At 47.8% G+C, this 12,737-nt stretch carries 11 protein-coding genes; 2 read left to right on the top strand and 9 right to left on the bottom strand.

All coding sequences use genetic code 11. The features are described from left to right. Window positions 1-1,696: transposase (locus tag NTW12_10580; GenBank protein ID MCX5846780.1), on the top strand; the 1,696-nt coding region annotated here is incomplete at its 5' end. A 137-nt stretch (window positions 1,697-1,833) separates the two neighbouring features. On the opposite strand, the gene NTW12_10575 is transcribed toward NTW12_10580, so the two are convergent. From NTW12_10575 to NTW12_10545, 7 genes are all read right to left on the bottom strand, one after another. Continuing rightward, window positions 1,834-5,424 (bottom strand): Eco57I restriction-modification methylase domain-containing protein, encoded by a 3,591-nt coding sequence (locus NTW12_10575; protein ID MCX5846779.1) that lies wholly within the window; start codon window positions 5,422-5,424, stop codon window positions 1,834-1,836. A 2-nt stretch (window positions 5,425-5,426) separates the two neighbouring features. Continuing rightward, window positions 5,427-8,618, bottom strand: a complete 3,192-nt coding sequence (locus NTW12_10570; protein MCX5846778.1) for a helicase-related protein — start codon at window positions 8,616-8,618, stop codon at window positions 5,427-5,429. 319 nt (window positions 8,619-8,937) lie between these two features. Continuing rightward, on the bottom strand, window positions 8,938-9,456 hold the full coding sequence (locus NTW12_10565; GenBank protein ID MCX5846777.1) for an ORF6N domain-containing protein: 519 nt from the start codon (window positions 9,454-9,456) through the stop codon (window positions 8,938-8,940). Between the two features lie 53 nt (window positions 9,457-9,509). Then, on the bottom strand, window positions 9,510-9,704 hold the full coding sequence (locus NTW12_10560) for a hypothetical protein (GenBank protein ID MCX5846776.1): 195 nt from the start codon (window positions 9,702-9,704) through the stop codon (window positions 9,510-9,512). 176 nt (window positions 9,705-9,880) lie between these two features. Continuing rightward, a complete protein-coding gene (locus NTW12_10555) occupies window positions 9,881-10,150 on the bottom strand; it encodes a type II toxin-antitoxin system RelE/ParE family toxin (GenBank protein ID MCX5846775.1) in 270 nt (89 codons plus the stop codon). Then, window positions 10,143-10,352, bottom strand: coding sequence for a type II toxin-antitoxin system prevent-host-death family antitoxin (locus NTW12_10550; protein MCX5846774.1), 210 nt, complete (start codon window positions 10,350-10,352; stop codon window positions 10,143-10,145). The genes NTW12_10555 and NTW12_10550 overlap by 8 nt, the downstream gene beginning before the upstream one ends. Before the next feature lie 22 nt (window positions 10,353-10,374). After that, on the bottom strand, window positions 10,375-10,557 hold the full coding sequence (locus NTW12_10545) for a hypothetical protein (GenBank protein ID MCX5846773.1): 183 nt from the start codon (window positions 10,555-10,557) through the stop codon (window positions 10,375-10,377). Between the two features lie 154 nt (window positions 10,558-10,711). Here NTW12_10545 and NTW12_10540 point away from each other — a divergent pair, with 154 nt between their 5' ends. Next, window positions 10,712-11,263 carry a hypothetical protein gene (locus NTW12_10540; GenBank protein ID MCX5846772.1) on the top strand — a complete coding sequence of 184 codons (552 nt, stop codon included), beginning with the start codon at window positions 10,712-10,714 and terminating at the stop codon, window positions 11,261-11,263. A gap of 279 nt (window positions 11,264-11,542) precedes the next feature. Here NTW12_10540 and NTW12_10535 read toward each other — a convergent pair whose 3' ends face one another. Both NTW12_10535 and NTW12_10530 read right to left on the bottom strand, forming a co-directional pair. Beyond that, window positions 11,543-11,908 carry a hypothetical protein gene (locus NTW12_10535; GenBank protein ID MCX5846771.1) on the bottom strand — a complete coding sequence of 122 codons (366 nt, stop codon included), beginning with the start codon at window positions 11,906-11,908 and terminating at the stop codon, window positions 11,543-11,545. Continuing rightward, entirely contained in the window at window positions 11,883-12,494 is a 612-nt protein-coding gene (locus NTW12_10530) for a nucleotidyltransferase domain-containing protein (protein ID MCX5846770.1), read from the bottom strand. Before NTW12_10530 ends, NTW12_10535 begins: the two co-directional genes overlap by 26 nt. Window positions 12,495-12,737 lie beyond the last annotated feature (243 nt).

Below are 12,737 nucleotides of genomic sequence, written 5' to 3'. Positions count from 1 at the left end.
GGACTACCTGGGACCCAAACGACGCAAGCTTTTGGACGAGTCATGGGCCGGTCTGTTCCGGGAGCATATTCTTTCCGAATTGCCCGTTCATAAGATCGCCCCCTATTATGCCGACGGATTCGGGAGACCCAGCAAAGAGCTGTACACCGCCCTGGGGGTCTTGATCCTCCAGCAGATGCATGATCTGACGGACGAGGAGGCTGTAACCCAGCTCTCCTTTAATGTTCAGTGGCATTACGCCCTGGATATTCCCGGCGAGTCGGATGATGCCAAGTATCTGTGCAGCAAGACCCTCTGGACGCTCCGGCATGTGGTTGCGGAAAAGGGTCTGGACAGAGAGCTCTTTCACGCGACGACGGAGACCCTGGCGAAGGTGTTTGGGGTGGATACCTCCAAGCAGCGGATCGATTCTGTTCATATCCGTTCCAACATGCGGCGTTTGGGGAGGATATGCATCTTCTCCCAGAGCATCCATAACTTTCTGATCAACCTCAAGCGGCAGCGCCGGGTGATCTTTGAAACGATTGAGAAAGAGCTTTTGGACCGGTACCTGACCGAGAAGGCCCTGGGTTGTTTCTCCCTGGTGAAGCCTTCGGAATCGGAGAAGACCCTGGAGACAGTCAGCCGGGACCTCTTTTTCCTGGTTCAGTGTTTTCGTGAGAATAAGCAGGTGAAGTCCATGACCACGTTCGGCGTCCTCCTGCGGGTCTTGAAGGATCACTGCGCCGTGACCGATCAGTCGGCGGAGATAGCGCTGAAGAATCCCAAACAGATTTTATCGTCTTCTCTCCAGAATCCCTCCGATCCGGACGCCGGGTATGACGCCCACAAGGGTCAGGGTTACCAGGTTCAGGTCATGGAGACCTATTGCGATTCTTCCGATGAAGTAATCAAAGAGAAGACCCTGAATCTGATCACCCATGTGGAGATTGAATCGGCTCATGTCAGCGATGCCCATGCCCTGATCCCCGCCCTGGAATCGACCAGGGAGAGGGGTCTTGCCCCGGAAGAGGTTCTGGCGGATACCCTTTACGGCAGTGACAACAACCGTGAGAAGGCCAAGGAGATGTGCGTTGAGGTTGTCTCTCCTGTCATGGGGACGCCGAAGGAAGAAACCCTCAGTCTGGCCGATTTTCCACAGACGGAAAAGGGAAAGATCGCCGCCTGTCCCCAGGGGCATACGCCAGTAAGATTCAAGCAGGGAAAGAAGAATACCTGTAACGTTGCCTTTGCCTCGGAGCATTGCAGCGTCTGTCCCCTCCTGGATCAATGTCCCGTCAAACCGGGGAAGAAGCGTCATTATCTTCGCTTTGACCTCAAGACCCTGCGGATCGCCACCCGCCGGGCCAGGGAGCACACCCCGGAGTTCAAGGACAAGTACCGTTGGCGCTCCGGGATTGAATCGACCTTTTCGGAAATGGACAAAAAGACAGGGGTCAAACGTCTCAGGGTTCGAGGTCTGTCCGCCGTGAGCTACTGTGCTCGTTTAAAAGCCATCGGCGTCAACCTCTTCAGGGCAGCCAGGGTGAAGAGGGCGCTGGATACCCTCAAAGCCGCCCCCAGATCAGTTTCGGCTGCCTTCCGTTCTATTATTTTGGTTGTCAAAGAGCGTTTTCTGAGTCCGTGGTGCCGGCTCAGCTACATTTTCTACTCGGCGACTGGAAATATGGCCTGCGCTTCCAGAACCGCTGTTTAACTTTTTACGTGGACGTCAAATTTAACCCCTTGTTAAGCTTTAAATGTAATCCGGGAGCATCGCTATTACCTGAGCCGTATTTTCTAAAGTTCCAAATCTTTAATTCTGATAAAAACATATTAATCCTTTTTGTGAGTTTACTTCTCTTTTCCCTCCACAATCGCTATCTCTTCCTCCTTTAGTCTATAAAGCTTATACACCAGTCCATTGATTTCGGCTTCGAGGCGAGGGACATCGGGGCTGTCGGGGTCGGCGAGGATGGCGCGGGTGCGTTCGATGATGGGGGCTTTCTGGGCGTCGGTAGCGGGGAAAACAGGAATTTGAAATAAATTTTGTTTGAATGCCTGGAGATATCCATTTTGAAGATCAGTACATATATTTTTCAAAAACCACCACGAAGTTGATGAATTTAGTAATGCAACGACATATTCATCAACACCAGCAATCATATATAGCGCATCATTGTGCAGGAATGATTCACGGTCAAATGTAAACATTGCCCTATTCATAAAGCGGCCAAGAATAACCTTTGGTTCTGCAAATTCACTAAAATACGCAATGTTATCTTGAATCTCGAACCATTTGTATGGCCCAGGTTTCCTCCCACGCTTGTCTTCGTCTGATTTCTTTGGTTCAAGATCCTCCTTGAATTGTTCTAAATGGTGCTTGATTGCAGGATATTTTTCAATATTAGTTCCACGTCGTGTGAATATTATGGAATAGTTTGCCCATGTGGATTTCCATTTCTTAATATCCCGCCCACGTAACCACGGCTTGATCAGTTCGGCGCTATTCGGATCTTCGGTGATGAGTTGTTTTCGGGTAGCCTCGTCAATGACAAAGGCCTCGTTCAGGCCGGTCAATATGCCCCGATAAAATCGACCCTGGACATATTCACCCAAGGGGATGCCCGATGACCTGAGCTTCTCCATCAACGCCAGGACTTCCGGACGCTCCAGATTCCAGCCTTCCTTTTTAAGGGCTGCCACAGGCATGGGAAAGGCAATATCCGATAGGGTCTCTTCCAGCCTCTCCAGTTGGGATGAATCGGTAAAAGTGGCAGCAAGGAAAATCCCCCCTGTCCCCCCTTTTCCAAAGGGGGGACAGGGGGGATTTTTTTCGACGAGGAGAATGGATGGATAGGTGGTGGCGTCGAAGATCGGCAGGTCGCCGAAGTCGATAACCAGTTTTGGCGTGACCCGTGTCGTCAACAGAACGCGCGTGTTTTTTCCATAGCCGGCCCGCATGAATTTGTTGGGCGCGATGAAACACAGATGGCCGCCAAGTTTCAAGAGGTCAATGCCGCGCTTATAAAAATAGGTGTAGATGTCCGCCGTGCCACAGTAAAAATCGCCAAAGGCTTTGGCGAGATGGGGTTTCAGGGGCCTGATCGCCTCCTGGCGCACATAAGGCGGATTGGCGATGACCACATCAAAACCTCTTTTTTCCTGAAATGCCTCGGCAAAGTGGAATTTCCAGAGAAAGAAGGGCCGAACGTTCGCTCTCTTGTATTGTTCAAGACTTTTCAGGGAAGCTGCTTTTTTCTGCTCTCTCAGTGTGGCTTCGATCAGTTCCCACTCCATCGCATCGATGCGCGTCTTGATTGCGTCTTTTCTTGATTTCTGAGAAGATTCAAATAACTCTTTATGAAGCTGGTTGAGTTCATCGGCCTTCTTCCTGGCGTCGGAATCAAAAAGCGGTATGTCTTCAAGGATTTTCCCTTCGCGTTTTGACAGCTTCTTCAAGAAATCCGCCTGTTCCTGAAGTTCAAACTCCAGATCCTGTTTTTTCAGGGACGTAAGAAGACCTGCTTTCTGCAGGCGGAAATATTCCCGCTGCAGTGCCGTCTGTTTTCTTTTGACTTCTTTTTTGAATACGGCAGTTTCATCGGGCGGTGTATCCGTAATAAGTTTTTCATCGAAGAGTTTGATGCCTTCAAACTCCTCCAGAAGGCTGTTGCCCTGCATGATCTTGTAATCCAGGTTCGGCAGGGGCTTGATATCCCGGATATCCTCCTCGTCAACAATGAGGGAAAGCCACAGTCGAAGCTTGGCGATTTCCACGGCCCCCGGATCGATATCCACGCCATACAGGGAATTTTGAATGGCATGTCGCTTGAAATTATAAGGACTTCGCTTGCCGTCCGTGTCGATATACGTGGATAGGGTTTGCCGCGCCTTTACAATCTCCGTCATCATGCCGACGAGAAAGGCGCCTGACCCCACTGCGGGGTCGCATACCCGTATGTTCGCCAGCTTCTCATCGATGAGGTCGGATCTATCGCGTATCGAAGCAGGCACTTTGTAACGATAGTCTCTTGTCTCTTTTCCCTCCTTCTGTACCCGTGCATCGTTTTCGCGTATCAATTCACCGAAACGGATCAGGTCTTCGACGCCTTCTCTGTCGAAGAACAGATCGGTCTCTGTCCCGACCAGTTCCGAATCAAGATAGTTGATGAGGCTTTCCTGACACATGTAATGGACGATTTCGCGGGGTGTGTAATAGGTTCCCTTTGATTTGCGATCCTTCACTTCCAGAAGATTTTCAAAGACCTTGCCCAGCATCTCCGGATCGACGGCCACTTCCCTCTCCAGAGGCTCGTCTTCTTTGACGGTAAAGTTATAGCGATCAAAGACATCGAGAATCCCCGTGCCGGTGTCGCCTTCCCTTGTCTTGTAATCATTGGAGAACAACGCGTCGGGCAGGAGGATATCTGAATGGACCCAATCATACTCATTGATGGGATCGAAGAGGCCGCCGTTCAGGAAAGGAATCTTGCAGTTAAAGCGGCTGTAGTAGTTCTGATCCCGCTCTCTGGCAAGAGCTTCGTAGAAAAGCGGCTCAAGAATATCGTTGAAAAAATTGGTGTATTTCTTTTCCTCAAAAAGACGGCGGAGAAAGTTTTTCGGGCCTGTGCCCCAGTCTTTGTCCCTGGCGACGCCGAACCATCCTTTTTTCTGGAGGAAGTAAAGAAAAACGATCTGCCCTAATGTCTTCTTGGCGAAGTTGACCGTATCAACTCCTTTTTCAGCAAAGTCTTTCCCCACGCTTTCGTTTTGTCTCACGATATCATCGAGAGCATCTTTCAGATCATTGAAAAGTATTCGGTATTTCTCGAAGAATTCCTTCGTAACCTTCTCGATGCTGAAGGCTTCTTCCAGTTGAGTCAGATTCGGTTGACGGTCATCATCCTCCAATAATTTAAGAAATCTACTCTGGGCGGTATGGCTGTTTTCGTTGGCGCCGACGAGAAAGGACCAGCGCCGGGCAGGCGTGAATTCTTCTTTCACCCTCATTTTGCCGGTTGGGGTCTGCTCGAATTTGTAATCCATCCTGACCAACGAGAAACGCCAGTCTGATTCATCCGGGGAGACAAAAGCAACTAACGCGGCATCCTTCTGAGAGGTAGAGCCGTAATCTCCTTTTAGATAACCCGCAATAAAATTTCTCTGAGCGGTACGCGCCCTCTCAACGGAAGCAGCTCGATTTAAATGTACAATCAGAATATCGACGGCTGTATCTCCATTGCAATAACGGCCGACTCGATCAAAGCTGTTAATAAAGTCTCTGTATGATTCTCTGATATATTGACCGGTCAACGGTTTGCTGAATGCCTTAGTCTCATCATACGAATTCAATAGATTTTTGACAAAGGACGTGAAACGAACCTTATCGAAGGGCTGTTCAAAGGTCGTCTTTATCAGATTTCGCGCCTGTTGGTTATCCATACTTAGTCGCCTGTTAAATACATCGACAGGATTACTTCCCGTTTGCCGAATACTGCCGGGTTCTGTTCGGCATAGTGTTCTTCCAGAAGTTTTGCCGGAATATTGGTTTGAAGCACTGCCAGCACTTTAAAGGGATTGATGATTTCATTTTTCAGATCATCCAGGGCTTTCAGGGTTTGCTTAGTCGTCTGCTTGGGCAGATTGCCTTCTTCGAGGCGGGCAATGACCTTTTTAAGATACGTCTCCTGATCGTCGGTAAGCTTCTGTGTGTTTTTCATTGTTGCTTTCAGGATTTTCAAGATTTGCGCGGCGCTGTCGCGTCCGCCTCTTGAGGCCTGTTGCGGCATTTCTTCGGTAGTCGCGAAAATGAAGGCTTCTTTGTTTTTATCCAGCAGGTCGTAGAGCTGCCCCGGCAGCTTCTGCTTTGGCTCATCGGGATTGCTTTCCAGTATTTTTGCCGCCGAGATGAAATCAAGCTCTACTGCTTCCTGTTTAGCGCCGGCTTGAAAGAATTTTTGCAGTTTGCCCCGCCGGAAATAGGTGAGCAGAGTGCTCGCATGGTCAGCGTGATGCTTTGCCGTGCGCGCCTTTTTGGGCAAGCGTTTTATTTTTTCAAACAGATCAGGGGCTTTATCGCGGATCTCTTTGATGGCATGGAGATACTTCAATTCACTCTCTCCTGCCTCATCCTCGCCTTCAATGGTCTTCTTAGAAAACAGGCGATTGAAGAGTTCGTGCGAGCCGATGGGTTCGCCCTCGGTTAACAGCTCCGCGTCTCCGCCCAGGAGCGTCAGAAAAGCGTTGATTTTCGCTTCTGCCGCCTCTTTGAGCTTGATCTGGTCGTTAGACTGGACTGTGGGGAAGAAATTGAAGGTGTAGATTGTATCATGCTTTGTATCCACCCGGTTGATACGGCCTACCCGCTGCATCATGCGCGTCGGGTTCCAGGGGATATCATAATTGATGACTGTATCGGAGCGGTGCAGGTTCACACCTTCTGCCAACACTTCCGTAGAAACCAGTATCCGGTAATCATCTTTGGGATGTCTTGCGCGCGCGTCAAAGTTTTCGATGACTTTGTCCCGCGTGGCTTCACCCGAATCGCCGGTGTAGCACAAGACACGGTCGGGGTATTTCTCGTGCAGGTTTTTAAACAGATAGTTGGCTGTCTCCTTGGATTCCGTAAAGATGATGAGATGATTTTCTTTCAAGACTGAAGCTGTTGACAGTTCACGCAGGAATTTTAGTAATTTCGGGTCGCGCTGAATATGCGTCCAGAGTTTTTTTACTTCCAAAAGAATATCATGGTCGTGCTGCAAATCGGTTCGCAGTGCTTCACTAAATTCTTTACTGTCGTATTGCTGCGCTTTGCCTTCATCGATCAGGCGCTGCACCGCTTCATCGTCGTCGTTTTCCAAGAGTTCAAAGATTTTATTCGTGTGCTTTTTGCTTACATAGACATTGCCGTTGTCAAATTCCCTGATGAACATCTCGTAGGAATGCAGGAATCTGTCCACGGAGTTCCTGAATGCAAAGAAACTGCTTTCGAGTCGTTTGACCAGCAGGATTTTCATGAACCTGCCCATGTTTCGCTGGGACTGCTTCTCGAGTTCATCAACCTGGCCTTGATAATAGAGCATGGGCATATAGCGGGCATATTTAAACTTCTGCGCGATCAGTGCGATAGTCTTACCGAATATCTCATCCTCTTTCTCATTGAGTTCATAAAAGAGCGGAGTGGGCTTTTCAACGCCGGGGAATTTCAATCCTTGCTGGGTAATATCCTTGGAAAAATACTTTTCAATTTCAGTGCGGGTGCGGCGCACCATTAAGTATTTCAAAACCTTTTCCCTGATTTCCCGGGCATTTTCTTTTACGGTAAGGATGTATTTATCATAATCTTTCTGGCGGTCCAGTTTCTTCAGTTTCTGGTCGAGGCGGCTGAAAAATCCTTCCAGATCGGGAAGGTTGGGGATGGTGCTTTTCTTGGCCGGCTGAAACAGCTTAAGCAGGCTAAGGATATCTTTCGGCGCATTGTTGTAAGGTGTGGCGGTTACCAGAATAACTCTTTTGCCGCGGCAGATTTCTGCCAGTTTCTCGTAAGTCATAGTTGTTTCTGTGCGGAAACGGTGCGCTTCATCGATAATGATGTTGGTGTATTTTTCAGTGCCCCTGTAGAGCAGGTCGTCCAGTTTCCCGAGGGATTCAAAGTCGGCAGACAAACGAAAGTCAGAAAACACATTGGGCCAGGAGCCGGGATTGGCCTTTTCCAGAAGCATCGGCGGGGCAATAACCAACGATCTGCCGTCAAGCTGTCCTGCCAGCATGGCGGAAATGTAAGTCTTGCCTAACCCTACGACATCGGAAATGAAAACGCCGCCGTATTCCAGCAGGATTTTTTTGGCGTTTAAAACAGCCTGCTCCTGATATTCAAGTTTTTTAAACTCCGGCGGAAGATATTTTACGAACACCTCATCGGTCTGGCTGAGTTCATCCTTGAAATATTCATAGAGAAATTTCAGATAAAGTTGATAGGGAGTTATATTCTGACTGAGCCAGGTCTTCTCCTCAATTGTCTGAACATATTTTTCGCTGACATCGACAGCATCTTTCCATAATTCATCAAACTTTTGGCGGGAAAATTCATAGTCACTGCGGTTTTTCAACTCAACATTGAATTCCAGATTGTCAATGAGTCCCGCCTGGGTGAAATTGCTGGAGCCGGTAATTACCCGCCCGACATCTCTGTCGCCTTCATAAAAAGTCATAATATAAAGTTTGGCGTGGATGTTTTGTGAGGGATAAGCTCTGATTTCCAATTTTCTATCCCTGACCCAATCAATAAACTTATTGACCCCTTCTTCGACTTCTCTATTGTCTTCTGAATCAGCCAACTCTTGTTCTATCTGCTTTTCAACTTCTTCCTTAGTCTCGGCGTGTGAAAATTCAATGACTTGCTGTTTTTGTTTACTGGCTTTATCGAGCAAATCAAAGGTCTGTCTGTTGGTGCTTATGCCAATCAGAATTCGGATTTTTTCTGTTTTTTCCAGCGCTCTATACAGGGCATGAAAGCCGCTGGTATAGAAATAACCAACGAGGCAATCAAAAAAAGAAGTGTCTTTAATCAACACTTCAAATCTGTCTTTCAGGCTTTGATTTTTTTCGTTAGTTATGAATGATAAATCCGTAGTCATCAGCATCCTTATTAATACTTGTTTACTGCCATGCATGGCAGTAAATATACAAAACCCCGTTCTCTGTTGTTGGATGAGATACGGGGTTTCAGTGATCAGTCCATGTGTCCCTCTTCATTGCTGAGTTAAAGGGGTGTTGCGATATTGTCCTTAATATCCACTTGAAATTTAAGTGGAAAGTATACCTAAATATGGAATTCGTCAAGTGGTTTTTCGTGAGATTCTGTGAAGGTGGGACAAGGTTCAAAGTGAAAGGTTCAAGGGACAAGGGACAAGGTTCAAGGTGGAATGACAGGGGGCGAATTGTCGTCTTGTTCCTTCATGCTTTGCCGTTTTCTCCAAGGAATCCGATCCGCCGCCGTTTTGTCTTTGCTGGTTCCATCAGTTGGCGGATGGCATCAAAGACAACCTTGAATTGGGCATCGTACTTCTTTTCAAGGGCATCGAGCCGTTTGGCAAGGTCTTTATGCGAAGCGATCATCTCACGCAACTTTACGAATGTACGCATTATCGCAATGTTCACCTGCACGGCGCGCTCACTATTCAGCACGCTGGATAACATGGCTACGCCTTGTTCAGTGAAGGCATAAGGGGGATAGCGACGACCACCCCAAAGGCTTGGGGTGCCAAATTGGAACCTCAAGTTTTTAAACTCTTCTTTATCGAGTTGAATCATAAAATCCGACGGAAACCGGTCAATATTCCTCTTAACTGCCCTGATTAGCATCTTTGTTTCCACGGCGTAAAGTTCCGCAAGATCAGCGTCTAACATCACCTTTTCGCCTCTAAGCAGCAGAATCTTCTTCTCGATAATCTCAACTGGAATAAGTGACTTCATTTTTCCTCCAAACTTGAGGTGCCAAATTGGAACCTCAAGGTACAAAACCGCGTTCAATTGCCATACCCCAGTTCCTTCGGATTGGCCATGATGGTGGTATCGAGTTTGCGGCCTTCTGCCATTTGCTCCTGTAGTTGCGCAGTGAGACGCTTCATCCTAAACGATGGATAAACAGAGTTTTGTAATTTTGGGTTCAATATCCGCTTGAAATTTAAGTGAAAAGTATACCTGAATATGGAATCAGTCAAGTTGTTTTTCGTGCTTCTGTGAAGGTGGGACAAGGTTAAAGGTTCAAGGTGAAAGGGGCAAGGGACAAGGTGCAAGGTGGAATGACAGAAGAGAAGAGGTGAAAGGTTCAAGGGTCAAGGTGGGATGACAGGGGGGGCGGAGACTGCGATGTTTTCAGCCGGAATGACGGAATAAGTTATTCCTTTACGTATCGGTAAGCATCGCGCCGATGTTTTACTCTAAATATTCTTACCGCTTTTTCCTTTTCATTGATCTCATAAATTATTCGATATTCGCCTACACGAATTCTCCAGTCGCTTTTCGAGCCGGTAATTTTCCTGCATCCGGAGGGTCTTGGTTCATCTGAGAGGGCTTTAATTGTGGAAATAATACGATGGAAGAAATCTTCTGCTGGAAGTTTCTTTAAATCCTTTTCTGCTGCACGCTCAATGTAGACCTCATACACGTCGGTCTACCTCATTTAAAAAATCATCCACTTTTTTGAACTTCAGGGGTTTCTTTCTCATATCATCAAGCATCTTGAGATCTTCTGTGTCTTCCAAGCGTTCTAAAATTTCCCGGTAGTCTTTAATGTCCATAATGACTGCAGACGGTTTTCCATTTCGGAACACAATCTCAGGTGTTTTTCTTTTAATTTTACCTTTCATTTTTTATTCCTCCTTTTTTATATTACATTATATCTCTGTTTATTTCTATGGTAATTATCAACTGTTCAGTAACGTTGTACAATACGTTCGGAACTACGGGGACTGTAAGATAGTTGTATGGATGCCTCCGGATCACGTCCGGGATGACAAGGCGGAAAGTGGAAGAGGGCGGTGGTTGCGATGTTTTCGGAATGGGGGGGTTCATTTCCCCCTCCCTTAATTCTGCAGACTGAATAGTCCTATACTAATGTGCTTTCTGTTCCTGAAAGAAATAATGGACATGATACTATGTTTCACGTAGATTTCACATTATAATGAACACTGTAACTGGAGATATTAATAGGGGAGGTGTCCCTAATTTGCAAGATCTGCTGGACGCCGTCCCGGCCGACAGGATGGTCGCCTGCCTGTCAACCCACGAAGCCCTCATCCTATACGACGGCGAAAAAGAACTCGGACGCATTCCCCTCGACGGCGTGGTCGATGTCTCGCTCCTCGACGATTCCTCGGTCCAAAGACGCCCCACCATGGGCCGATTTCTGCTCCTGGGTCCGCTGGCTTTCCTGTTTCCGAAATCCACTATTCGCGAGGCTTACCGTCTCTGCATTCAATGGAAAGACCCGGAGGGCGGCTACCACTTAACCTATGTCCGCATCGCAACACGGATCATGGCTGACCATATGCTCAACGCCGTCAGACGTTCGCTTACCCCGGAAGTCCGCACGGAACTGGCTCAAAAGGCGCTCAAGGCCAAGGAGCGGGCTGTCGTCTCGGAAAAAGAACAACATCAACGCCCCGCCGAGACCTCGCCGTTTATCACCTGCGGGCACTGCACCTTGGAATTCAGGAAAACCGACCTGCCGCCTGGCGGCAAGTGCCCGGTATGCGGCCGATCGCTCAATTTGGAGTGAAAAATATATCTAAATATGCAATCCGTTAAGTTATTTTTCGTGATTCTGTGAAGAAGGGACAAGGTTCAAGGTCCAAGGGACAAAGAAATCTGGCTCTCCCCGTATCAAGTACGGGGCAGGCTAATCAAGTCCGGGATGACAGAGAGGGAAGATTTCTCAGTCACTTCGTTCCTTCGAAATGACAGGGGGGGTGGACTCAGCTTTTTCCGCTGAGCAATCCTGGGTGATTCTCTCTGAGCCATTCTTCAACTTGCTTGCGAAGGTTTACTGCGAGCATGATCATCTCCTCAGCTTCCTGATCGGATACGGCGCCAGCAATTTCATAGGTTCCAATATTCCTTTTTTTCTGAAACGATCCAATTGTGCAACAAACGCGGGCTCCGCGCGAATTGTGAAAGTAAGCGATTGGATAACTCGATAATGATGCGAATCACGCGCAACTCTGTAGCCCTCTGCGGCCAATGCCGCATTTGCTAAATAGAGGGCAGCGCTATACGCGATATTTAATTTCCAGTCAGGAGACAATCCCGATGCCTTGGCATCTGCAAGATCCCGGTCCACCGCTTTAAAAAAATTAGTAATCTCTTGCGGACTTGTTTTATGATCTGCCAGCCAACCGTTATTCAACCATTCTTTCAAGCTCATCTTTGTCTCCTATCAAAAAAAGCTTCTCGCCACCAAGAACAGAACTAAGAAAATGATGTCCCGCGCGTACCTTAGACAGAAACTCGGTACGGGGATAGACGGTAGGATTGATTTCACGACCAATGGTTTCCTGGGCACTGCTCAATGCAGAAGTGACTTCTGCAAAAGTCACATTGCCCACGATCAAAACGTCTATGTCACTGCTTTTTCTTTCTTCACCGCGGGCGATAGAACCATAAATAAATGCCGCATCAATACGGTCAGCAAGTGGGGCTAACGCGGTCCGCAATACATCGCCCACGCCAGCCGTTTTCATCACAAGGCTCTTGAGTTCCTTGAAGATAGGGCTCTGTGAATTGGCCTGATAATAGACCTGGTGGCCCTGAACATTGCGACTTATAATTCCTGCATCAACAAGTGCTTTAAGTTCTCTCTGCACGGCGCCCATGCCAACACCTGCTGACCGGGTCAGTTGACGGAGATAAAAACTTTCATCGACATGACTGTAAAGCAAGGTAAGAATCGCGCGGCGAGTCTTGCCGAAAAGAGTTGTACCAAGTTGATCAATTTTCAGTGCTGTACCCATGATGGGTGCAATTGTACCCTTTGTGGGTGCGTAATGCAAGGTATTTTTAAAATTGTTTCTAAAAAAAGTTACATGAGGAAATCCCCCCGGCCCCCTTTACAAAGGGGGATGAGTGGAGGTTGATTATGAAATGGGATAAGATTTCTCAGTCACTTCGTTCTTTCTAAATGACAGGGGGGCTCGAAATGACAAGGGGGCAGGGCGGTCGAAATGACACATGGGACAGATCGAAATTACAGGGAA

Source organism: Deltaproteobacteria bacterium (assembly GCA_026388545.1).
GTDB lineage: Bacteria > Desulfobacterota > Syntrophia > Syntrophales > UBA2185 > JAPLJS01.
Note: the sequence above shows the minus strand (reverse complement) of the source record. Positions and strands in the feature narration are given on the sequence as shown.